21 protein-coding genes are annotated in these 22,738 nt (G+C 73.3%); 12 read left to right on the top strand and 9 right to left on the bottom strand.

What is annotated here, in order from left to right; all coding sequences use genetic code 11:
* Nucleotides 1-220: 220 nt before the first annotated feature.
* The 5 genes from AB0F62_RS38790 to AB0F62_RS38770 form a co-directional block, all read right to left on the bottom strand.
* Nucleotides 221-301, bottom strand: a complete 81-nt coding sequence (locus tag AB0F62_RS38790) for a putative leader peptide (protein WP_355342331.1) — start codon at nt 299-301, stop codon at nt 221-223.
* Nucleotides 302-462: 161 nt separating this feature from the next.
* A complete protein-coding gene (locus AB0F62_RS38785) occupies nt 463-1,176 on the bottom strand; it encodes a DUF2993 domain-containing protein (protein ID WP_361810549.1) in 714 nt (237 codons plus the stop codon).
* A 43-nt stretch (nt 1,177-1,219) separates the two neighbouring features.
* Complete coding sequence (locus tag AB0F62_RS38780; RefSeq protein ID WP_361810547.1) at nt 1,220-2,101, bottom strand: hypothetical protein; 882 nt, start codon at nt 2,099-2,101, stop codon at nt 1,220-1,222.
* A 4-nt stretch (nt 2,102-2,105) separates the two neighbouring features.
* Nucleotides 2,106-2,369, bottom strand: coding sequence for a MoaD/ThiS family protein (locus AB0F62_RS38775; RefSeq protein ID WP_361810545.1), 264 nt, complete (start codon nt 2,367-2,369; stop codon nt 2,106-2,108).
* A gap of 116 nt (nt 2,370-2,485) precedes the next feature.
* Entirely contained in the window at nt 2,486-3,286 is an 801-nt protein-coding gene (locus tag AB0F62_RS38770; protein ID WP_361810543.1) for an alpha/beta fold hydrolase, read from the bottom strand.
* A gap of 226 nt (nt 3,287-3,512) precedes the next feature.
* Between AB0F62_RS38770 and AB0F62_RS38765 the strand changes: the two genes are divergently transcribed.
* The 6 genes from AB0F62_RS38765 to AB0F62_RS38740 all read left to right on the top strand — a co-directional run bounded on the left by AB0F62_RS38765 (nt 3,513) and on the right by AB0F62_RS38740 (nt 9,039).
* Nucleotides 3,513-4,268 (top strand): response regulator transcription factor, encoded by a 756-nt coding sequence (locus tag AB0F62_RS38765; protein ID WP_361810541.1) that lies wholly within the window; start codon nt 3,513-3,515, stop codon nt 4,266-4,268.
* 66 nt (nt 4,269-4,334) lie between these two features.
* Complete coding sequence (locus AB0F62_RS38760; RefSeq protein ID WP_361810539.1) at nt 4,335-5,357, top strand: LacI family DNA-binding transcriptional regulator; 1,023 nt, start codon at nt 4,335-4,337, stop codon at nt 5,355-5,357.
* Nucleotides 5,358-5,532: 175 nt separating this feature from the next.
* Nucleotides 5,533-6,570, top strand: a complete 1,038-nt coding sequence (locus AB0F62_RS38755; RefSeq protein ID WP_361810537.1) for a trypsin-like peptidase domain-containing protein — start codon at nt 5,533-5,535, stop codon at nt 6,568-6,570.
* Between the two features lie 29 nt (nt 6,571-6,599).
* A complete protein-coding gene (locus AB0F62_RS38750; protein ID WP_361810535.1) occupies nt 6,600-6,785 on the top strand; it encodes a hypothetical protein in 186 nt (61 codons plus the stop codon).
* A 71-nt stretch (nt 6,786-6,856) separates the two neighbouring features.
* Nucleotides 6,857-7,594 carry a response regulator transcription factor gene (locus AB0F62_RS38745; protein WP_361810533.1) on the top strand — a complete coding sequence of 246 codons (738 nt, stop codon included), beginning with the start codon at nt 6,857-6,859 and terminating at the stop codon, nt 7,592-7,594.
* Entirely contained in the window at nt 7,594-9,039 is a 1,446-nt protein-coding gene (locus AB0F62_RS38740; protein WP_361810531.1) for a HAMP domain-containing sensor histidine kinase, read from the top strand. Before AB0F62_RS38745 ends, AB0F62_RS38740 begins: the two co-directional genes overlap by 1 nt.
* A gap of 48 nt (nt 9,040-9,087) precedes the next feature.
* Here the strand turns inward: AB0F62_RS38740 and AB0F62_RS38735 are convergent, their stop codons facing one another.
* The 4 genes from AB0F62_RS38735 to AB0F62_RS38720 all read right to left on the bottom strand — a co-directional run bounded on the left by AB0F62_RS38735 (nt 9,088) and on the right by AB0F62_RS38720 (nt 14,634).
* On the bottom strand, nt 9,088-10,752 hold the full coding sequence (locus AB0F62_RS38735) for an RICIN domain-containing protein (RefSeq protein ID WP_361810529.1): 1,665 nt from the start codon (nt 10,750-10,752) through the stop codon (nt 9,088-9,090).
* 471 nt (nt 10,753-11,223) lie between these two features.
* Entirely contained in the window at nt 11,224-12,408 is a 1,185-nt protein-coding gene (locus tag AB0F62_RS38730; protein WP_361810527.1) for a glutathionylspermidine synthase family protein, read from the bottom strand.
* Entirely contained in the window at nt 12,408-12,704 is a 297-nt protein-coding gene (locus AB0F62_RS38725; RefSeq protein WP_361810525.1) for a hypothetical protein, read from the bottom strand. Before AB0F62_RS38725 ends, AB0F62_RS38730 begins: the two co-directional genes overlap by 1 nt.
* Nucleotides 12,705-12,834: 130 nt before the next feature.
* Nucleotides 12,835-14,634, bottom strand: a complete 1,800-nt coding sequence (locus AB0F62_RS38720) for a bifunctional metallophosphatase/5'-nucleotidase (RefSeq protein ID WP_361810523.1) — start codon at nt 14,632-14,634, stop codon at nt 12,835-12,837.
* Nucleotides 14,635-14,852: 218 nt separating this feature from the next.
* On the opposite strand from AB0F62_RS38720, the gene AB0F62_RS38715 reads away from it, so the two are divergent.
* The 6 genes from AB0F62_RS38715 to pstS all read left to right on the top strand — a co-directional run bounded on the left by AB0F62_RS38715 (nt 14,853) and on the right by pstS (nt 22,636).
* Complete coding sequence (locus AB0F62_RS38715) at nt 14,853-16,049, top strand: MFS transporter (protein WP_361810521.1); 1,197 nt, start codon at nt 14,853-14,855, stop codon at nt 16,047-16,049.
* Nucleotides 16,046-16,990: a mycothiol synthase gene (gene mshD / locus AB0F62_RS38710; protein WP_361810519.1), complete on the top strand. Its 945-nt coding sequence runs from the start codon at nt 16,046-16,048 to the stop codon at nt 16,988-16,990. Before AB0F62_RS38715 ends, mshD begins: the two co-directional genes overlap by 4 nt.
* 288 nt (nt 16,991-17,278) lie before the next feature.
* Complete coding sequence (locus tag AB0F62_RS38705) at nt 17,279-19,603, top strand: RNA degradosome polyphosphate kinase (protein ID WP_361810517.1); 2,325 nt, start codon at nt 17,279-17,281, stop codon at nt 19,601-19,603.
* Nucleotides 19,584-20,786: a CHAD domain-containing protein gene (locus AB0F62_RS38700; protein WP_361810515.1), complete on the top strand. Its 1,203-nt coding sequence runs from the start codon at nt 19,584-19,586 to the stop codon at nt 20,784-20,786. The genes AB0F62_RS38705 and AB0F62_RS38700 overlap by 20 nt, the downstream gene beginning before the upstream one ends.
* Before the next feature lie 66 nt (nt 20,787-20,852).
* Complete coding sequence (locus AB0F62_RS38695) at nt 20,853-21,278, top strand: NUDIX hydrolase (protein ID WP_361810551.1); 426 nt, start codon at nt 20,853-20,855, stop codon at nt 21,276-21,278.
* A 212-nt stretch (nt 21,279-21,490) separates the two neighbouring features.
* The gene (gene pstS / locus AB0F62_RS38690; RefSeq protein ID WP_361810513.1) at nt 21,491-22,636 is read left to right on the top strand and encodes a phosphate ABC transporter substrate-binding protein PstS; all 1,146 of its coding nucleotides are present in this window, start codon (nt 21,491-21,493) and stop codon (nt 22,634-22,636) included.
* The last annotated feature ends 102 nt before the right edge of the window (nt 22,637-22,738 follow it).

Below are 22,738 nucleotides of genomic sequence, written 5' to 3'. Positions count from 1 at the left end.
CGACGATGACCACCTTCGGGTCGTCGATCCGGGCCTGGACCCAGTCGGCGTCCACCAGGACGTCACTGCGGCTCATTGCTGTTCTCCTCCGGGGCAGTTGCGGATGTCTCGGCGCACGGACGGGTGCGCACGGGTGCCGGGCTGCGCTGCACGGGCGCGTCGCGGCTTTGCGCGGGGAAGGGTGGGGCGGCCTGCGGCGCCGGGCGACGGCGCGGGGCCCCTACGGCATGCGACAGAGCATGGCGGCGACACGGCACAGGTCGACTGCCCGCCGCTTCGTGAGATCCGCCTGTCGCTTCATGGCCTCGATCGTAGGGAAGGGACGGGGCCGGTGTCACCGGCGGTCCGGATCCCGAGATGAGATTGTCCATATTTCGAAATGCCCGCGCGGCGCCATGCCGTCCGCCGCCCGGCCCGTGCCCGTGCGGCCGCCGCTGCGCCTGCGGAGCGGACGTCGTCGTCTCAGTGGGCGAGAACGACCCTGGTGCCGGTCGCCGCGATGGTGATGCCGTCGGCCTCCGCGGTGACCGACGAGAGCTCGATGCCCTCCGGCAGCCCCGCCAGTTCGCGGGAGAAGTCGATCCGCTCCCGGATCAGGTCCTCCACGACCGGGGGCAGCGACTCCAGGCCCGGTATCTTGCCCGCGGTCAGCTTGATGCCGTCCTTGCCGGTGACGCTGACCTCGCTCACGACGCTGCGCTTGACCGAGCCGACCGGGGTGGAGACCTCGACCCCCACCTTGACCTGGCCCTTGCCCTTCGCCGAGGTGCCCCCGTAGCCGATGGTCACGCCGCTCGGGGCGGCCTTGGCGAGGTCCTCGTAGCTGACGAAGGCGGTGCCGTCGGCGGTGTCGGCGACGGCGCTGCTGAAGCCGCTGCCCAGGCTCACCCCGTGCAGGTCGGCCTGGAAGCGGGCGACGCGCAGCGTCTGGCCGCCGGAGCCGGCGGCCCGCACGCCGTCCGCCGTCACCTCGACGTCGTCCAGCTTCTCGGCCAGCACCTGCGTGAGGAACGGGAAGCCCTTGATGTCGATCCCGGGCGGGGAACTCAGACCGAGCGTCGTCTGCGCCCGGTCCGCCGCCTCGGACTCCGCGAAGTGCACGGCGATCCGGTCCGCCGCGACGAACAGGCCGCCCACGATCACGACGAAGATGAGCAGGATCCGTACTGCGCGCATGAGTCAACCCCCGAGTCGGCGTTCGGGTCGACCCTAGTCCGTGTCAGCCGAGCAGCGCGCGGGCCATCACGTAGACGGCCGGCGCGGCGGCGGTGAGCGGCAGTGCCACACCCGCCGTGAAGTGGACGAACCGTGACGGGAAGTCGTAGCTGGCCACCCGCAGGCCGATCAGCGCGCAGGCTCCGGCGGCCAGCGCGATCAGCGCCGCGTCGGAGGTCTCCAGCTGCCCGAGGGCGATGCCGCTGCCGGTGGCGGCGGCGAGGGCGACCAGGACGGAGACGACGCCGGGCAGCGGGATCGCCCGGGCGAGCGTCGCGACGGCGACCGCGATCACGGCGGTCACGACGGCGTCGGCGCCCCGCGGATCGGCCGTGGTCGCCAGGAACCCGGTGGCCAGGATCGTGACGAGCGTCGAGGCGGCGGTCGCGGTCAGCGAGGAGAGCCGCTCCTCGGCGCTGCCGCGGTGCCTCAACTGCAGGACCAGGACGAGCAGCAGCCACACCCCGAGGGTGCCGATGATCACGGCCGGGGCGTTGTCCACCCCGTCGATCAGCACCACGGCCTCGGCGGTGAGGCCCGCCAGGAAGGCCAGCACGATGCCCTGGCGGGCCGGCCACATGCCGTTCAGCCGGAACCAGCCCGCCGCGGTGACCGCCTGCAGCACCACGGCCGCGGCGGCCAGCGCGGGGCGGCCCAGCAGCGCGCCGCCGGCCAGCAGCAGCGCGAGGGCGGTGGTGACGAGGGCGGGCTGCATGCCGGGGGCGATGATCGGCGAACCGGTACGGGTCGCCTGCCGGCGCCGGGCCGCGCGGCCGCCGGACGCCGGCGCCGGCGGGGCGTCGCCGACGGGCGAGAGGACGGCGGTGGTGTCGTGCGGGGGCATGGGGCCCGCGCCGCGGTCGTACCAGTCGTGGTTGTCGGTCACGTGCTCATCCTCCCGCGAACGGCGGGAGCACCTCGACGGTGCCGCCGTCGGCCAACCGGATACCGGCGTGGTCCCGGGTGCCGACGGGGTTTCCGTCGACCAGGAACGAACAGTTCGCCAGGACTCGGGCGAACTGGGGGCTCGACGCGTGGCGCTCGCGCGCCGCGGCCAACGCCTCGGCGAGGGTGCCCTCTTGGTACGGCTCCTCGGCGGCGCCGGCGGCGGCCTTGGCCGCGGCCCAGTACCGGATGGTTCCGTGTGCCGCCATTGCGGTCCTTCCCTTTGCCCCTGCGGGTCCTGCCGCGGTCCATGATGACGCAGCCCGGGCGCCGCCCGGTGGCCGGGCCCGGCGGATCGGGCCCGGCCACCGGGCGGGGCGGCGGATCAGGCGGGGGCCGGGGCGGCGGCGGGACGGGCCCGTTCGGCGGCCCACCCGCCGATGCGGCGCAGGAGCCGGGGCGCGGCGGCGTTCTCGGCGTGTCCGAAGCCGGGCTCGATCCACAACTCGGCGGCGTCGCCGGCGGCCTCCGCCAGGGAGAGCGGGTGGTCCAGCGGGAAGTAGCCGTCCCGGTCGCCGTGGACGACGAGCAGCGGGGTGGGCGCGATGTGGCGCACCGCCTCCACCGGGGGCACCGGAACGGGGTTCCAGTCCCGGTCGTGGATGCGCGTGCGCAGCAGCCCCCGGGAGACCAGCCGCCCCGCGGGCCGGGTGATCGCCCAGTGGACCCGACGCATCGGCGCCGTACCTCGGTAGTACCAGCGCGCGGGCGCGCTCACGGAGACCACGGCGTCAACGTGCGCCCCCTTGTGCGCCTCTTTGCGCCCCGCGTGCCGCAGAACGACGGACCCGCCCATGGAGAAGCCCACCGAGGCCACCGCGGGGTGTCCCAGCCGCCGCGCCCAGCGCACCGCGGCGTCCAGGTCGAGAACCTCGCGGTCGCCGACCGTGGAGCGCCCGCCGGAGTGGCCGTGCCCCCGGAAGGAGAAGGTCACGACGCCGCCGACGCCGTCCACCCGGGCGAAGATCTCCGCCGCGCGGCGCACCGCGGGCCGTTCCAGGGCGCCGGTGAATCCGTGCGCGACCACGATCGCGAGCCCTCCGGCGGTCACTCCGGGCAGGTACGCGGCGTGGATCGGCACCCCGTCCTCGGCCGACAGCACCGCACGCAGGCCACCGAAATTCATCGGCGGAACACACGAGCGCGCAACCTGGGACCCACTTACCGACTCCATGTGGGCTATTCTCTTAGGTCAAGAGGATCCGGGCAGCGTCGCCCCCGGGTCCTTTCGTGCTTTCCGGGCCACCGGAGGGCACTGTCGGCGCACGCATTCGTCCTCGCCGGGACCGAGGAGGGTTCGCAATGGGCAAGCGGGAAACGCATGACCGGACGATGAACGACGGGAGCGGCCGGTGAGCTCTCTCCTCCTCCTGACCAACGCACTCCAGCCCTCCACCGAGGTGCTCCCCGCGCTCGGGCTCCTGCTGCACAGCGTGCGGGTGGCCCCGGCCGAGGGCCCCGCGCTGGTGGACACCCCCGGCGCCGACGTGATCCTCATCGACGGCCGCCGCGACCTGCCGCAGGTCCGCTCGCTGTGCCAGCTGCTCCGCTCCACCGGGCCCGGCTGCCCGCTGGTGCTGGTGGTCACCGAGGGCGGCCTGGCGGCCGTCACCGCGGACTGGGGCATCGACGACGTCCTGCTGGACACCGCGGGGCCCGCCGAGGTCGAGGCGCGGCTGCGGCTGGCGATGGGCCGCCAGCAGATCGGCGTCGACGACAGCCCGATGGAGATCCGCAACGGCGATCTGTCGGTGGACGAGGCCACGTACAGCGCGAAGCTCAAGGGCCGGGTCCTCGACCTGACCTTCAAGGAGTTCGAGCTGCTGAAGTACCTCGCCCAGCATCCGGGCCGGGTCTTCACCCGTGCCCAGCTCCTGCAGGAGGTCTGGGGCTACGACTACTTCGGCGGCACGCGGACCGTGGACGTGCACGTACGGCGGCTGCGCGCCAAGCTCGGCCCCGAGCACGAGTCCCTGATCGGCACCGTGCGCAACGTCGGCTACCGCTTCGTCACCCCCGAGAAGGGCGAGCGGGCGGCGGAGGAGCCGACCGCGGCGGAGAAGGAACCGGCGTCGCAGGCGGGTGTCCCCGCCTCGCAGAACGGCTGATCACGCGGTGGTCACGCCTGTGGACAGACGGTGGGATGCACGGGTGTACCCGCGTAGACTCGGCCCGTGGCAAAGGTGACGCGTGACGATGTGGCCAGGCTTGCGGGGACCTCGACCGCGGTCGTCAGCTACGTCATCAACAACGGACCCCGGCCGGTCGCACCGGCCACCCGCGAGCGCGTCCTCGCGGCGATCAAGCAGCTGGGCTACCGCCCCGACCGGGTGGCCCAGGCGATGGCGAGTCGCCGCACGGACCTCATAGGGCTGATCGTGCCGGACGCCCGGCAGGCGTTCTTCGCGGAGATGGCGCACGCCGTGGAGAGGGCGGCCGCCGAGCGCGGCAAGATGGTGCTGGTCGGCAACTCGGACTACCTCGACGAGCGCGAGGTGCACTATCTGCGCGCCTTCCTCGGTATGCGGGTCTCCGGGCTGATCCTCATCAGCCAGGGCCTCAGCGAGCACGCCGCGCAGGAGATAGACGCCTGGGACGCGCGGGTCGTGCTGATGCACCGGCGGCCCGAGGCGATCGACGACGTGGCGGTCGTCACGGACGACGTCGGCGGCGCCCAGCTCGCCACCCGGCATCTGCTGGAGCACGGGCACGCGTACGTGGCCTGCCTCGGCGGCACCGAGGTCACGCCGAAGCACGGCGACCCCGTCACCGACCACATCGAGGGCTGGCGCCGGGCCATGCAGGAGGCGGGACTCCCCGTCGACGGCCATCTGTACTCGTCCCCGTACAACCGCTACGACGCCTACAAGGTCGGCCTGGAGTTGCTGGCCCGCCCCGACCGGCCGACCGCCATCGTGTGCGCCACCGACGACCAGGCCATCGGCCTGCTGCGGGCGGCCCGCGAACTGCGGATCGACGTGCCCGGCGAGCTGGCCGTGGCCGGTTTCGACGACGTCAAGGAGGCGGGGCTCACCGATCCGCCGCTGACGACGGTGGCCTCGGACCGCGAGGCGATGGCCCGGGCGGCGGTGGACCTGGTGCTGGACGACGGGCTGCGGGTCTCCGGCTCGCGCCGCGAGCGGCTGCGGCAGTTCCCGTCCCGGCTGGTCGTCCGGCGCAGCTGCGGCTGCCACTAGGCCGTGTCGGTCGCGGTGGGCGCTCGCCCGCCGCGACCGCGGGGCCTGCGTACGGGCCGTGTAAGCGAAGGCCCTGACCTGCGGCTTCGTTCTTTATATCGGGCATACGGAACTCTGCCCCGGTTCTCAGGTCACACTCAGGAAGCTCTCATGTTCCGCGTGAACAGTCATAGGCATGAACGAGAGCCCCCGTCGCGACGACGCCTACGACCCGCAGCAGCCGCAGCAGTCCCACGGCGCCGGCGGGTACCCGCCCCGGCCGCCCTACGACCCGTACGCGCACCAGCCCTGGACGGCGCAGCCGCACCCCGCCCCCGTGGCGGCGCCGGCCGCGACCGCCGCCCCCAAGCCCCACAACCGTCGGCCCGTGGCCCTGATCGCCTCCGTGGCGGTGGTGTCCGCGCTGGTCGGGGGCGGGACGGCCGCCCTGGTGGGGCGGGCGACCGGGTCACCGTCCGCGGGGGTCACCTCGACGAAGGTGATCGGCACCAGCGCCTCGGGCAACACGAGCGTCGCGGCCGTGGCCGCCGCCGTCAGCCCCAGCATCGTGGAGATCAGCGCGAGCTCCGCCGCCGGCGAGGCGACCGGTTCGGGTGTGGTCGTCACCGGCAGCGGTGAGATCGTCACCAACAACCACGTCGTCTCCGGAGCGGACTCGGTCAAGGTGACCTTCAGCTCCGGCAAGACGGTCACCGCGAGCGTCGTCGGCACCGACAGCGGCAAGGACCTGGCGCTGGTCAAGGCGGAGGGCGTGAGCGGTCTGCCGGTCGCGTCGCTGGGCGACTCCAGCCGGGTCTCCGTCGGCGACCAGGTCGTGGCCATCGGCTCCCCCGAGGGCCTGACCGGCACGGTCACCAGCGGCATCGTCTCCGCGCTCGACCGTGACGTCACCATCTCCACCGCCCAGGAGCAGCAGCGCGGCGGGAACGGCCGCTGGCCGTTCGAGTTCGGCGGCGGCCGGTACAACGGCGACGTCGGCTCCTCCACGACCACGTACAAGGCGATCCAGACCGACGCCTCGCTCAACCCCGGCAACTCCGGCGGCGCCCTGATCAACATGAAGGGCGAGATCATCGGGATCAACTCGGCGATGTTCTCCGCCGGTTCGTCCTCCACGGGCGACGCGGGCAGCGTCGGCCTGGGCTTCGCCATCCCGGTCAACACCCTCAAGGCAGACCTCGGCACCCTGCGCAACGGCGGCAGCGACAGCTGACCGCCCAGCACGAAAGGGATGTGGGCATCATGAACGTCTTCCTCAGCATCTCCCTGCACCCCGCCGGCGTCCCCGCCGGCCCCGCCGACCGCGCGCTGATCCCCTACCTGGAGCCGGCCGCCCGCGAACCCGAGATAGCGACCACCCGCAGGTACGCGCACCGCTACGCCCGCCGGGCGATTGCGGCCCACCGCCTGGCCGCCGTGCGAGGCTAGGAACCGGCGCACCCCCACCGCACCGTCCCGGCACCACCGCCCCCGACCCTCATCCCGCGAGGTGGAAGACCATGAGCCCCGGCGACAACGGCGAGGCCCCCGCCCGCATCCTGATCGTGGACGACGAGCCCGCGGTCCGCGAAGCACTCAGGCGCAGCCTCGCCTTCGAGGGATACGAGACCGAGCTGGCGGAGGACGGCCTGGCCGCTCTGGACCGGGTCGCCTCCTACCAGCCGGACGCGATCGTCCTCGACGTCCTCATGCCCCGCATGGACGGCCTCACCACCGCCCGCAGGCTGCGGTCCGGCGGCACCACCACGCCGATCCTCATGCTCACCGCCCGCGACACGGTCGGCGACCGGGTCACCGGTCTCGACGCCGGCGCCGACGACTACCTCGTCAAGCCCTTCGAGCTGGACGAGCTGCTGGCCCGGCTGCGGGCGCTGCTGCGGCGCAGCGCGTACACGACCGTGGCGGGCTACGACGCCGGCGAGGAGAGCGCGCTGTCCTTCGCGGACCTGCGGATGGACACCTCGACCCGCGAGGTCACCCGGGCCGGGGTCCCGGTCGAGCTGACCCGCACCGAGTACACCCTGCTGGAGATGTTCCTCGCGCACCCGCGTCAGGTGCTCACCCGCGAGCAGATCCTCAAGGCGGTCTGGGGCTTCGACTTCGAGCCGAGCTCCAACTCCCTCGACGTGTACGTCATGTACCTGCGGCGCAAGACCGAGGCCGGGGGCCTGCCCCGGCTGGTCCACACCGTGCGGGGCGTCGGCTACGTGCTGCGCTCCGCGGAGGGCAAGGGCTGATGCCGCGCATCCCGCGCTTCCGTTCCCTGCCGCTGCGGTCCCGGCTGGCGATCCTCACCGCGGCGGCGGTGGCCGTCGCCGTGGCCGGGTGCGCGCTGGCCTGCTGGTTCATCGTGCGGGCGCAGCTGGACCAGCGTCTGGACGACGCCTTGCACGACGCCTCGACCGGTGGTGGACACGCGGCCACGGAGGTGCTGCTGCGACGCGGCTGCCTGAGCGAACCGGACAGCGACACCAGCGACTGGCGGGTCGTCAGCAATCCCTATCGCGCGTCCATGCAGCTCATCACGGTCAACGGCGGGTCGTGCTGGGTGCTCGGCGACCAGACGCTCCCGGTGACCAAGGCCGATCTCGCCGTCCTCCGGCGGGAGAGTTCGCAGTCGGTGCAGACCGTGACCGCGGCCGACGGCACCGAGATGCGGGTGCTGACCCAGCAGGCCACCATCACGTCCCGCGACCAGAAGGTGCCGGTCGCCATCTCCACCGCCCTGCCGCTCAGCGAGGTGACGGGGCCGCTGAACACGCTCGCGCTGGTCCTCCTGGCCGTCAGCGGCATAGGGGTGCTCGGCGCGAGCGCGGCCGGGCTCGGGGTGGCACGGGCGGGGCTCAAACCGGTGGACCGGCTCACCGACACCGTGGAGCACGTCGCCCGGACCGAGGATCTGAGCGTCCGCATCCCGGTCGAGGGCCGGGACGAGATCGCCCGGCTGTCCGCGTCCTTCAACGCGATGACGGCCGCGCTGTCCTCCTCCCGCGACCTCCAGCAGCAGCTGATCGCGGACGCCGGACACGAACTGCGCACACCGCTCACCTCCCTGCGCACCAACATCGAACTGCTGGAACGCAGCGAGATGACCGGCCGGGCGCTGCCCCCGGAGGACCGCCGGGAGCTCATGCTCTCGGTGAAGGCGCAGATGGGCGAGCTGGCGGCGCTCATCGGCGATCTGCAGGAGCTGTCCCGTCCGGATGTGGCGCACGGCGGTGTGCCCTCGCAGACCGTGGCGTTCCACGAGGTCGTCGAGGCCGCGCTGGAGCGGGCCCGGCGGCGCACCGGCCCGGATCTGAAGATCACCGCGGACGTGGCGCCCTGGTATCTGCGGGCCGAGCCCAGCGCCCTGGAGCGGGCGGTGATCAACCTGCTGGACAACGCGGTGAAGTTCAGCCCGCCGGCCGGCGCGATCGAGGTGGACCTGCACGGCGGCGAACTGACGGTCAGGGACCACGGTCCGGGAATCCCGCCCGAGGACCTGCCGCACGTCTTCGAGCGCTTCTGGCGCTCGGCCTCCGCCCGCAGTCTGCCCGGTTCGGGCCTCGGACTGTCGATCGTGGCCCGTACGGTGCAACAGCTCGGCGGCACGGTCGACCTGCATCCCGCACAGGAGGGCGGCACGGTGGCGGTCATGCGGCTGCCGGGCGCGGCCACACCGCCGCCCGAGACCTCCTGAGCCCCCCGGGCACGGACGGGGAGACGCGGGGGACCCCGGGCGGCCCGGCTATCCGGCGAACCAGCGCTGCGCGGAGCCCTTCCCGGCGGAGGCGAAGGAGAGCGTGGAACCGGGGGCGGAGCCGTCCGGCTCCATCGCGGTGTCGAGGTCGATCTGCGGGCGGACCCGGCCCAGGGAGTCCACCAGGAACTGCAGGTTGCGGGCGTTCCGGCCCTCGATGGACGAGCAGGCCCAGATGCCGAGGCCGCGGTCGGTGTCTCCGCGCGAGTCGAGGCAGAAGGCGGAGTCGGCGCCGTTGACCAGCAGGCCGCGGGAGTCCAGCCGCCACTGCTGGGAGGCCGATCCGGAGTCGCAGCCGGCGACGATGACGTCGTCGCCCTTGTCGAACTCCTCGTCCCGTACGTCCAGGCAGAGCCCGGACGCCTCGTTGACGATCTGGCCGAAGGAGCTGCCCGGGACCCTCCGCGGCGGGCTCGTGCCCGGCGCGCGCGTCGCTGGCGCGCTGTGGGTCGTCACCCCCGTGCCGGGCCGTGCGGGCGACCCGGTCGGGGAGGCGCCGGGGGTGACGGAGGAACCCGGGGTCGTGGAGGGGCGGGGGATGACGGTCTCCGTCGCGGTCGCGGTGACCGTGACGGATCCCGCAGGCGGCGGGGGCAGGGCGCGGTCGTTGCCGGTCGGCGCGCGGTCGTCGCCCGTCGCGAACACCAGGCCGGTCGCGGCCAGGCTGGCGGCGGCGACCAGCAGCAGCGAGACCAGCGGCGAGGGGTAGCGGGCGCGCAGGGTCAGCAGCCGCTCCAGCGGGCCGGGGCGCGGGCGCCGGCGGGAGGCGACGGGTGCCGCGACCGCGGCGGGCGCGGTGGCCGGCGGCGCCGGGGCGCACCTGGCCGCGACGTAGGCGGGTCCCGCCCAGCCGAGCAGGGCCGCGGCGAGCGGCGGCCGGGGGTCGCGCTCGAGGGCGATCAGCGTCTCCAGCGCCCCGGAGCAGCCCGGGCAGTGGGCGAGGTGCTGCTCCACGTCCTCGTTCTGCCGGGCGTCGTCGCGGCGGGCGGCGGCGTCGAGGAGCCGGCCGAAGCCCCGGCACCGGGGGTCGTCGCTGCGCTCCAGATAGATCCGCAGGTAGGTCTCGCGCAGGGCGTCGCGGGCCCGGGCCGTCAGGTCGGGGATCTCCGAGGGCTTGTCGCCGGTCCAGCGGGCGACGTCGGCGGCGCTCTCGCGCTCGACGACCACGTGCCACAGCACGCCCTGCGTGTGCTGCGGCAGGGCCGCGAAGCCGCCGAGCAGCACGGAGCGTTCGGCGAGGTGGAGCCGGGGGTGGACGGGCAGGCCGGGCTGGCCGGGGAGGCGCTGCTCGGCGTCGCGTATGTCGTCGATGAAGGCCGCGTACTCGGCGCCGAGCCGCTCCCGGCGGCTGCCGCCCGCCCAGACCGCGGCGGCCTGGTGGACGAGCATCAGCAGCCGGTGCCGCCAGGGACCGCGCGGGTCGGTCCCCCGGTGCACCTCCTGCCAGGCCAGCGCGAAGGCCTGCGCGGCCAGTTGGTCCGCGGCGCTCTGATTGCGGGTGCACAGCCGCGCGTAGCAGAGGACGGCGGGGAGATGACGACGGCGCAGTTCCTCGGTCGCCGGGTAGGCGGTCGGCGCGCCGGCCCGTACCCGCTCGGTGAGAGCGGCGTCGGACAACTCGTCGTAGACGGGCGCTTGGTGCGTTTGGGACACGGCGGACCACCCGGACACGTCGATGGGTCTGGAGGGACGGGGCTGCCCATGGTGGGCCACAAGTTACCGTCGAGGAAAGTGTTTCCGCTGGTAACTCACCTGCGAGGCAAGGGGAAAGCGCGTTCAGCACACGCGCCGCGGCCGACGGGTCACTCTGCGCCCCCGCCTTGTGCCGCACCCTCATGCCGCTCGGCGCCGCCGCGGGTCGCGACGGGCCGGCCGCCGGGATCGAGCAGCGTCAGCCGGCCCGCGCGGGCGCCGAGGAGCCGGCCGGCGGTGCGGACGACGACGCAGCGCGTGCCGGACCCCTCGTCGCAGGCGGCGGTGGACCGCCGGGTGACCGGGCGTCACCGGCGGCGCCGTGGCCCGCGGAGGCCGGACGCCGGCGGGGCCGCCCCGTCACCGGGACAGCATCACCCGGTTCGGTGCGGAATGCGCGCGGGACGCGCCGAGCCCCGCGTCCTGTCCCGCTCAGCGGATGACGTGCGGCAGGAAGCGCGCGTACGTGTCCGTGACCAGGCCCGCCGACTCGCGGATGCCCAGCCCGGCCGACTCGTCCCCCACGATCCACGCGCCGAGCACCACATGGTTGCCGTCGAACTCGGGCAGCGGGGCCAGTTCCTGGTAGCAGCAGGGCTCGTCCGTACGCGGCGGGGCGGTCTCGCCCGCGCGGTGCACGGTGACGCCGGCGCCCTCGCGGCCGAGCAGCGGTTTGGCGACCCAGCCGGTGGTCCGGGCCAGGTCGCGGGGACCGTCGAGGTGGGCGGCGAGGAGGTTGGGGTGGCCCGGGTACAGCTCCCACAGGACGGCCAGGAGCGCCTTGTTGGACAGCAGCATCTTCCAGGCGGGCTCGATCCAGCAGGTGGTGCCTGTGCCGCCGCCGTTGTCGAGGGTGTCCAGGACATGGCCGCCGAAGGGGTCGCCGGCCAGCCATTCCCAGGGGTAGAGCTTGAAGCAGCTGCGGATGAAGCGCAGCCGGTCGTCGACGAAGCGGCCGGACAGCTCGTCCCAGCCGATCGCCTCGACGGACAGGGCGTGGGTGTCGAGTCCGGCCTGTTCGGCGGTCTCCCGCAGATAGGCCACCGTCATCAGGTCCTCGCCGAGCTCGTCGGCCTCGGTGTGCGCGAAGTGCACCGGGCCGGGCGGCAGCAGCGGGGCCTGCCGCCGCCACGCGTCGACGAGGCGCTCGTGGAGGGAGTTCCACTGGTCGGCGCCGGGGAAACGGTCCTCCATCCAGAACCACTGGGCGCTGGCCGCCTCCACCAGCGAGGTGGGGGTGTCGGCGTTGTACTCCAGCAGCTTCGCCGGGCCGGTCCCGTCGTAGCGCAGATCGAAGCGCCCGTAGAGGGAGGGGAGTTCGGCGCGCCGCCGCCACGACTCGGTGATCCGCCCGGCCAGCCGGGGGTCGTGGACGCCGAGCTCGGCGAAGCGGTCCTCGGCCACGATGTGCTCCGCGGCGGCGAGGCACATCGCGTGCAGCTCCTCGACGGTCCGCTCCAGGGCCTCGACCTCCGGGAGCGAGAACTCGTAGTACCCGCTCTCGTCCCAGTACGGCCGCAGGGAGCCGTCGGGGTAGCGGGTCAGCGGGTAGACGACACCCTGGTCCTCCACGATCCGCTGCCAGCCGGGGCGCGGTTCGACGACGTGCCGGCGCATCAGCCGCCGCCGGACCCGTGGCCCGAGCCGTGACCGCCGAAGCCCCCGGTCTTCACCGACGACTTGTCGAAGCTGCCGCCCTTGGCCTTCCCGTTGCGGACGCTGCCGCCGTAGTAGTAGCTGCCGCGGCCGTTGTCGTCGTCGCACTCCTTGACCGGGAGCGTCCGGTACGTGTCGGGGTCCACGCAGCGCTTGTCGGGGTCGGAACCGCACGCGGTCAGCGCGGCGGCCAGCACGCCCATCCCGCCGAGGATCACCGTGCCGGACCTGAACCGCCGTCGCTCCGTAGTCGCCATGTCCACAGCGTAAGGAGAACGGGCGGAACCCCCAAGGGCAGGGTCGCGGGAAGCGGCCCGCCGCGAAGGGACGGGGGCGGCCGTCGGTGCCGACGGCCGCCCCCGGTGGTGCCTGTTGCCGTGCGGTGCGTTACTGCACGACCGTGATGCGGTTCGCCGCCGGGGCCGCCAGCGGCGCGGAGGCCGAGGAGTTGGCGGTCAGGTAGGCGTTGAGCGCGGCGAGGTCGTCGCCGCCGACGAGCTCGTTCGTGCCCTTGGCCAGCTCGCCGAAACCGTCACCGCCGCCGGAGAGGAAGGAGTTCATCGCGACGCGGTAGCTGCCCGCCGGGTCGATGGGGGCGCCGCCCAGACGGATCGAGTCGGCCACGACGCGGTCGGCACCGGACTTGGTGAGGTCCAGGGTGTAGGTCAGGCCGGCCGAGATCTGGAGGATCTTCGGGGCGGCCGCGTTGCTGCCGCTGACCTGCTGCTGGAGCACGGTGACCAGCTGGGCGCCGGTCAGCGTCCGCAGGTTGACCGTGTTGCTGAACGGCTGCACCGCGAAGCCCTCGCCGTAGGTGACGACGCCGTCGCCCTCACTGCCGGAGGCCTTGTGTACCAGGTCGGTGCGGATGCCGCCGGGGTTCATCAGCGCGAGGACGGCCGAGGGGTCGAGGCTCTTGGCGTAGGCGAGCTGCGCGTCGGCGATGAGGTCGCCGAGCGCGGACTCGTTGCCGGCCCGGGTGATGTCCTGGGAGATGTAGCCGACGGTGCGGCCGGCGACCGGGGCGGCCAGCGTCTGCCAGCGGCCGATCAGCGAGGTCATGTCCGCGGCCTTGCTCTGGGTGCGGTCCACGACGTGGTTGGAGCCCTCGACCGAGGCGCGCACGATGTCGTTCGTGCGCAGGTCGTACTTCATGTCGAGCTCGGTGAAGAGCCGGCCGAAGGACGCCGCGCTGGTGACCAGGCGGTCGTTGCCCTTGGGGTCGGGGATGGTGCAGACGTACGCGTTGTGCGTGTGGCCGGTGACCAGCGCGTCGACGTCGGCCGAGGTGTTCTTGGCGATGTCGACGATCGGGCCGGACAGGCCGGCGCCCGCACCGCCGGCGTCGCAGTCGTAGTTGTACGCGGAGGAGGCGGGGAAGCCGCCCTCGTGCACGAGCGCGACGACGGCGTTGACGCCCTTGCGCTTGAGCTCCTTGGTGTACTTGTTGATCGTCTCGACCTCGTCGAGGAACTTCAGGCCCTTGACGCCCTCGGCGGTGACGATGTTCGGGGTGCCCTCGAGGGTGACGCCTATGAAGCCGACGCGTACGCCCTTGACGTTCTCGATGGTGTAGGGCTTGAGCAGCGGACGGCCGGTCTTCTCGTTGACGACGTTCGCCGAGAGGATCGGGTAGTCGGCGCCCTTGAACTTGCGGCCCTTCTCGTAGCAGCCCTCGACCGGGTGGCAGCCGCCGTTCTGGAGGCGGAGCAGCTCGTCCTTGCCCTCGTCGAACTCGTGGTTGCCGACGCCGGTGACGTCCAGGCCCAGCTTGTTCATGGCCTCGACGGTGGGCTCGTCGTGGAACAGCCCGGACAGCAGCGGGCTGGCGCCCACGATGTCGCCCGCCGCCACGGTGAGCGAACGCGCCTGCCCCTGGCGGGCGGTGCGCAGGCTGGAGGCCAGGTACTCGACGCCGCCGGCGTCGACGGTCTTGGTGGTGCCGTCCGCCTGAAGCTCGGTGACGCGGCCGGAGGAACCGGCCGGGGGCTCCAGGTTGCCGTGGAAGTCGTTGATCGCGAGCAGCTGAAGGTCGACGGTACGGCTGCCGTGGCCGTGACCCCCGTGGTGGGTCTCGTGGGCCTGGGCGGCCGGGCTCGCGACGGCGAGCGCGCCGAGCGCCGCCAGACCGGCGGTCGCCGCGGCGACACGGCGTGCGGCGCGACGCCGCGGGTGGGTCACTGACATGGGTCCCCTTGAGCGTGAGCGATGGATGGGAGGCGGAGGACGGCCGCAGCCTATTGTCAACGCGCGTAGTTGTCAGTGGCTTTGCGGTTACGGGCAGGTTTCGACTGATCGGGACATGACCACCCGCCCGACCGACTTCCCACATACCGGAATGATCTGTCTCGCCATTCAAACGCTCGGCATAGTGGGATCCACCACCGACCGAGGAGGTGCGCGCCATGCGCCGACGCTGGCTGATGCTCGCCCTGGGCACCGCGGCACAGACCGCCGCCTGCGCCTTCGTCTACGGAGTCCCCTACCTCGCGGCCGAGTTGCGGGACGCCGCACACCTGACACTGCCGCAGATCGGGCTCCTCATCGCCTGCCCCGCCGCCGGTCTGGTCACCGCACTCGTCGCCTGGGGCGCCGTCGCGGACCGGTACGGCGAGCGCATCGTCATCGCCACCGGGCTGGGCGGCGCCGCCGCACTGCTCGCCGCCGCGGCCGGCGCGGCGACCGACGGGGGCGGGGTGGCGGCGCCGGGCGCGCTGCTCGCCCTGGCGGGGGCGGCGGGGGCCTCGGTGTACTCCGCCAGCGGCCGCCTCGTCATGGGCTGGTTCTCCGCCGGGGAACGCGGCCTGGCCATGGGCATCCGGCAGACCGCCACCCCGCTCGGGATGGGAGTGGCCGCGCTGACCATGCCCCCGCTCGCGGCCGCGCACGGGGTGCGCGGCGCCCTCGGCCTCCTGGCCGCCGTGTGCGGGATCATCGCCGGCCTCGTCGCACTGCTCGCCGCCGACCCGGCACGGCCGGAGCCCGGGCCCGGCGCGCCCCCGGCCGCCAACCCCTACCGGGGTTCGGCCACTTTGTGGCGGATCCACGGCGCCGGCGCCCTGCTGGTCGTACCGCAGTTCACCGCGGGCGCCTTCGCCCTCGTCCTGCTGGTGGACACCCGCGGCTGGTCCGCGGTCGGCGCCGGCCGGCTCATCGCCGTCGCCCAAGTGCTGGGAGCCTGCTTCCGGATCGCCGCCGGACGCTGGTCGGACCGGGTGGGCAGCCGGCTGCGGCCGATGCGGCAACTGGCCGCCACCACCGCCGCGGTGGTCGCGGCCGCGGCACTCACCGCGGCCTTCCCCTCACCGCTGACCGCCGCCGTCCTCGTGCTGTGCATAGGGATCACCGCCAGCACCAACGGCCTGTCCTTCACCGCGACCGCCGAGCGCGCCGGCCCCTCCTGGTCCGGCCGGGCCCTCGGCGTCCACAACACCGGCCAGAACCTCACCGCCGCCGTCGTCCCGCCGCTGAGCGCCGCCCTCATCTCGGCCACCGGATACTGGCCCGCCCTCGCCGCCGCGGCGGCCGTCGCCTGCGGCGCCGCGGCACTGGTCCCGTCGGACACCTCCCGCGGCCCCGCGGTCGTAAGCTCGGTGCCATGACCGACGCAGCAGCGCAGCAGACCGCCGTGGGCCCCCGCAGGATCGAGACCCTGGGCGAGCTGACATCCGGCCGGGCCGACGCCGTCCTGGCCCTGATCGAGGCGGCCGCCGCGGTCGACGGCCAGGCCGCGGTGTCCGAGCAGGGCCGGCTCAACCTGCGCGGCGGGGCCCGCGAGGGCGTACGCCACCTGCTCGTCGAGGCCGACGGCGTGCTCGTCGGATACGCCCAACTGGAAGACACCGACCCGGTCGAGGCCCCCGCCGCCGAGATGGTCATCCATCCCGTCCACCGCGCCCAGGGCCACGGCCGCGCCCTCGGCCACGCCCTGCTCGCGGCCTCCGGCAAGCGGCTGCGCGTCTGGGCGCACGGCGGCCACCCCGCCGCGCGCCACCTCGCCGGGCTGCTCGGCCTCGCCCTCTTCCGCGAGCTGCGGCAGCTGCGCCGCCCCCTGGAGGAAGGCGCCGGCGGGCCGCCGCTCGGCGAACCGGTGCTCCCCGCGGACGTCACCGTGCGCGCCTTCGTCCCCGGGCAGGACGACGCCGCCTGGCTGGCGGTCAACGCCGCCGCCTTCGCGCACCACCCCGAGCAGGGCGGCCTCACCCAGCGCGACCTGGACGACCGCAAGGCAGAGCCCTGGTTCGACCCGGCCGGATTCTTCCTCGCGTTCCGCGGCGACCGGCTCGCCGGCTTCCACTGGACGAAGGTGCACGAGCGCGAGCGCCTCGGCGAGGTCTACGTACTCGGCATCCACCCCGAACAGCAGGGCGGCGGCCTCGGCCGGGCCCTCACCCTGATCGGACTGCGGTACCTGGCGCACGACCGCGGCCTGCCCACCGCGATGCTCTACGTCGACGCGGACAACGCCCCCGCCCTCGCCGTCTACGAGCGCCTCGGCTTCACCACGCACGAGGTCGACTTGATGTACCGGACGGAGACCTGACGGACCCGCGGACCCCCGCGGTCGGGGCCCCCGGGCCCCTTCTGCGGCGATCGTCCGGTCACGGCCGGTACGTACGGCGATTTCCTGACCGCCACCTGCCCGTTACCGGTGATTCAAACTCGCTTGCGAGCATCTGTGAATGCAGAAGCCCGCCACGGCCCACCTCCCCCCGTTCGACCTGCCGGTATCCCGGCGCGCCGGGGACAATGGAGGCACGGTCGGCGGCCGGGTTCCGCGCGCCGCCGTCCATCTGAACGACGTGCCGGATCCGGAGGAGGGCTCGCACCCATGGCCTCGATGAATTTCCCCGCGAACGCCAGGACCGAACGGTCCGGATCCGGTGTTCCGACCGCGTCCGACACACCGCCCGAGTCCGAGGCGCCGGCCGAGAAGTCCACGGCCTTCGGCCGGCCGCACGTCGTACCGCCCTTGCACCCCGAACTGAAGCGTCTGGACGGCCTCTCCACCGTGCCGCGGCCCGCGGAGACGACCGCCGGCGAGGCCCGCCCGGCCGACGCCGCCGAGCCCGACGACATCGGCGGCGAGCTGCCGCAGAACCGTTTCCTGGACCGCGAGCAGAGCTGGCTGGCCTTCAACGAGCGCGTGCTCGAACTCGCCGAGGACCCGGCCACGCCGCTCCTCGAACGGGCCAACTTCCTCGCGATCTTCGCGAGCAACCTGGACGAGTTCTTCATGGTCCGCGTCGCCGGCCTCAAGCGCCGCATCACCACCGGCGTCGCCCAGCGCTCGGCCTCCGGCCTGTCGCCCACCAGGGTGCTGGAGAACATCCTCAGCCGCGCCCGCGAGCTCATGGCCCGGCACGCGGCCTGCTTCCAGAACGACGTGGCCCCGGCGCTCGCCGAGGAGGACATCCACATCATCCGGTGGAGCGAACTCACCGAGAAGGAGCAGGCCCGGCTCTTCACCCTCTTCCGGAACAAGATCTTCCCGGTCCTGACCCCGCTGGCGGTCGACCCGGCGCACCCGTTCCCGTACATCTCCGGCCTGTCCCTGAACCTGGCCGTCACCGTGCGCAACCCCGTCTCCGGTCACGACCACTTCGCCCGGGTGAAGGTCCCGCCGATCCTGTCCCGGTTCCTGGAGGCCGGACCGCAGCGCTTCGTCCCGCTGGAGGACGTCATCGCCGCGCACCTGGAGGAGCTCTTCCCCGGTATGGAGGTGCTGGACAGCCACATGTTCCGGGTGACCCGGAACGAGGACCTGGAGGTGGAGGAGGACGACGCGGAGAACCTGCTCCAGGCCCTGGAGAAGGAGCTGCTGCGCCGTCGCTTCGGCCCCCCGGTCCGCCTGGAGGTCGAGGAGTCGATCTCCCCGCAGGCCCTGGACACCCTGGTCCAGGAGCTGAACATAGAGGACGCCGAGGTCTACCCGCTGCCCGGACCGCTCGACCTGACCGGGCTGTTCGCGATCGCCGGGCAGGACCGGCCGGAGCTGAAGTACCCGAAGTTCGTCGGCGGCACCCACCCGGACCTGGCCGAGGTCGAGTCCGCCCACGCCACCGACGTCTTCGCGGCGTTGCGGGAACGCGACGTACTGCTGCACCACCCGTACAACTCCTTCTCCACCTCGGTGCAGCGGTTCCTGGAGCAGGCCGCGCAGGACCCCGACGTGCTGGCCATCAAGCAGACCCTCTACCGCACCTCCGGCGACTCGCCGATCGTGGACGCGCTGATCGACGCCGCCGAGGCCGGCAAGCAGGTGCTGGTCCTGGTCGAGATCAAGGCGCGCTTCGACGAGCAGGCCAACATCAAGTGGGCCCGCAAGCTGGAGGAGGCCGGCTGCCACGTCGTCTACGGCCTGGTCGGGCTGAAGACGCACTGCAAGCTGTCGCTGGTGGTCCGGCAGGAGGGCGACACCCTGCGCCGCTACAGCCACGTCGGCACCGGCAACTACCACCCCAAGACCGCCCGGCTCTACGAGGACCTCGGGCTGCTGACCGCCGACCAGCAGGTCGGCGCCGACCTGTCCCACCTGTTCAACCGGCTCTCCGGCTACTCGCGCCGCGAGACGTACAACCGCCTGCTGGTGGCCCCGCGCAGCCTGCGCGACGGGCTGGTCTCGCGGATCCTCGCGGAGATCGCCCACCACCGCGAGGGCCGGCCCGCGTACATCCGGATGAAGGCCAACTCGATGGTCGACGAGGCGATCATCGACGCCCTCTACCGGGCCTCCATGGCGGGCGTGCCCGTCGACGTCTGGGTGCGCGGCATCTGCGCGCTGCGCCCGGGGGTGCCCGGCCTGTCGGAGAACATCCGGGTGCGCAGTGTGCTCGGACGCTTCCTGGAGCACTCCCGGGTCTTCGTCTTCGGCAACGGCGGCGACCCCGAGGTGTGGCTCGGCAGCGCCGACATGATGCACCGCAACCTCGACCGCCGGATCGAGGCGCTGGTCCGGGTCTCCGACCCGGCGCACCGGGCCTCCCTGAACCGCTTCCTGGAGACCGGAACCTCGGACTCCACCTCGTCCTGGTGGCTCGGCCCGGACGGTGACTGGACCCGGCACAGCACCGACGCCGAAGGGCGTCCGCTGCCCCACATCCAGGAGATGCTCATCGATGCGCGGAGGCGCCGGCGTGGCCCAGCGACACCCTGACACGGCAGCGACGCCCGCCGGCCTGACGGCCGGCGGGCTCCCGGACCGTGAGGCCGGTGCGGTCCTCGGGCAGTACCTGCGGGACGAGGCAACGGCCTTCCTGCGGGCGCTGGCACCACGCGAGGGCGAGCCCGGCCGTCCGCAGGACGACACCGCCGAGACCGGCCGCCAGATGCGCCGGTCGGCCCGCCGCATCGCCGGCACCCTGCACACCTACGGGTCGCTCACCGACCCGGGCTGGGCCGACCCCCTGCGGGCCGAACTCGGCTGGCTCACCGAAACCCTGGGCCGCGAGCACCGCTACGCCGCCCGGCTCGGCCGGCTGATCGGCGCACTGCAGCGGCTGGCCTCCGCCGAGGACGCCGGGGGCGTCCCCACCGCCCCGGTCCCCGCCGCCGACGACGACATCGGCCTGTGGCTGCCGGTGGCCGCCGCCATGGATCCCGCGGCGGTCACGGCCGCCGAGCCGCCCCGCGACCGCCGCACCGGCCTCGCGGAGGCACCGCCGGGCACGGCCCCCGCGGCGACCGCCCCGGCACAGGCCGCCGAACGCGGCGGCGCCGCGGGCGGCCCGCTCGCCGTGGGCGCCGCCCGGGCCGGCGCGCTGCTGGAGCGCCAGCTCACCCTGGCCCGGACCCGGGCGCACTCCGCCGCCCTGCAGGCCATGGGCTCCTCCCGCTTCCACGCGGTGGTCGACGCGGTGGCGGTGCTGGCCTCCGAGGTCCCGCTGACCGCGGCCGCGCGCAAGCCCGCCGCCACCGTCCTGCCGTTGCTGGCGGAGCAGGCCCACGCCCGGCTCACCGAGGCCGCGGCCGCCCTCCCGCTGACGCGCGCCCGGCATCCGTACAACGGCGAGACGCTGCACGCGGCGCTCGCCGGCGAGTTGCCCACCGAGCGGCTGGACGCCGCGTGGAACCGCGTCCGCGTCCTGCTGCGGCTGCGCCGCTACGCCCAGGAGGTCCTCGAGTACGACGACGGGGAGTCCGCGGCCCGGCTGGCCGCCGCGGCGCGCGTCCTGGAGCAGCACCGGGAGGCCGCGGAGGCCGCGGCCGCCGTCACCGCCGCCGCCCGCACCCCGCGCATCGCCCCGGCCACCGCCTACGCGCTGGGCGTGCTCCACGCCGACCAGCGCCTGGAGGTCGAGGCCGCCCGCTACGCCTTCGGGCACCTGTGGACTCGCTGAACCCGTTCGGGTGACGTGACCGGTAGTCCGGCCGTCCCGGCCCGCAGCCCGGAAAGGAGCACCGCCATCGCCTCCACCGGCGCCACCGACACCCCGATCCTCGCCGCGGGAGCCGTACTGTGGCGGCGCTCCCCGATCGACGGCGGCCTGGAGATCGCGCTGATCCACCGCCCCAAGTACGACGACTGGTCACTGCCCAAGGGCAAGCTCAAACGCGGGGAGACCGCGCTGGACGGCGCGCTCCGCGAGGTCAGGGAGGAGACCGGGCTGGCGTGCGTGCCGGGGCGGGTGCTCCCCTCCTCGACGTATCTGGTGGACGGGCGCCCGAAGATCGTGCGCTACTGGGCCGCCGAGGCGGGCGAGGGCTCCTTCGCCCCCAGCCGCGAGGTCGACCGCATGATCTGGCTGCCGCCGACCGCCGCGCGCAACCGGCTCACCCATGAGCGGGACCGTTCCGTGCTCGACGCGTTCCTGCGCGGATCGGGCATCTGACGGTGGCACGCTGAGACGCACGCCACTCGGTGCGGGGGCAGCACCGCACTGATATGCGAGGTTCACCTTGCGTTCACTCTCGTCCATCGACCACTTCACCTGATCTGCCTAATTTCGGCCTTACCGGTGAGCGAGCAGCCGCCGGGTGGATGCAGAAATCCATACCTCTGCTTCGCCGTCCACCGGCGGGCTTCAGGAAGGAATCACCAAAGGTGAAGCTTCAGCGTAAGAGCGGGCTCCGTGCCCTGGCCGTCGGCGCGGTCGCGGTCTCCGGTGCCCTCATGCTCACTGCGTGCGGTTCGGACGACAACTCGGGCACGGACACGGCCGGCGACAGCAGCAAGGCCCCCACCTCGTCCAGCAGCATCAAGTGCGCTGACAAGGGCGGCCAGCTCCTCGCCTCCGGCTCCTCGGCGCAGCAGAACGCCATGGACGCCTGGGTCCGGAACTACATGCAGGCCTGCAACGGCGCGCAGATCAACTACAAGGCGTCGTCCTCGGGCGAGGGCATCATCGACTTCAACAACGGCACGGACGGCTTCGCCGGCTCCGACTCGCCGCTGAAGCCCGAAGAGGTCGAGGCCTCCAAGAAGGTCTGCACCGACGGCACCGGCATCAGCATCCCGATGGTCGGCGGCCCCATCGCCATCGGTTACAACGTCTCCGGCGTGGACAACCTGGTCCTGGACGCCCCCACCCTGGCGAAGATCTTCGACTCGAAGATCACCAAGTGGGACGACGCGGCGATCAAGAAGCTGAACCCCGACGCCAAGCTTCCCAGCACCAAGATCCAGACCTTCCACCGTCAGGACGAGTCCGGCACCACGGACAACCTGACCAAGTACTTCAACGGCGCCGCCAAGGACGCGTGGCCGTACGAGCACGCCAAGGCGTGGGCGGGCAAGGGTGGCCAGTCGGCCGCCAAGTCCTCCGGTGTCGCGGCCCAGGTCAAGCAGGTCAACGGCTCGATCGGTTACTTCGAGCTCTCCTACGCGACCGCCAACAGCATCAAGACGGTCAAGGTCGACACCGGCGCCTCCGCCCCGGTCGAGGCCACCGCCGACAACGCCTCCGCCGGCATCGCGCAGGCGAAGGTCGTGGGCACCGGTGCCGACCTGGCCCTGGACATGTCCGCCGCCTACGTGACGAAGGCCGACAACGCCTACCCGATCGTCCTGGTGACCTACGAGATCGCCTGCGACAAGGGCAACAAGGCCGAGACCCTGCCGCTGGTCAAGTCCTTCCTGGGCTACACCGCGTCCGAGGAGGGCCAGTCGATCCTGTCCGAGGCCGGCTACGCGCCGCTCCCGGCCGAGATCGCCACGAAGGTCCGCTCCGCCGTGGCCGCCCTGGCCTGACCCAGTCGGGGGGGGGGGCGGGGGGCGGCGGCGGGGGGGGCCGGCCCCCCCCGCGCCCCGCCCCCGGCGGGGGGGGCGCCCCCCCCCCCCCCCCGACACACG

This window comes from Streptomyces sp. NPDC026673 (assembly GCF_040638135.1).
Taxonomy (GTDB): Bacteria; Actinomycetota; Actinomycetes; order Streptomycetales; family Streptomycetaceae; genus Actinacidiphila.
Note: the sequence above shows the minus strand (reverse complement) of the source record. Positions and strands in the feature narration are given on the sequence as shown.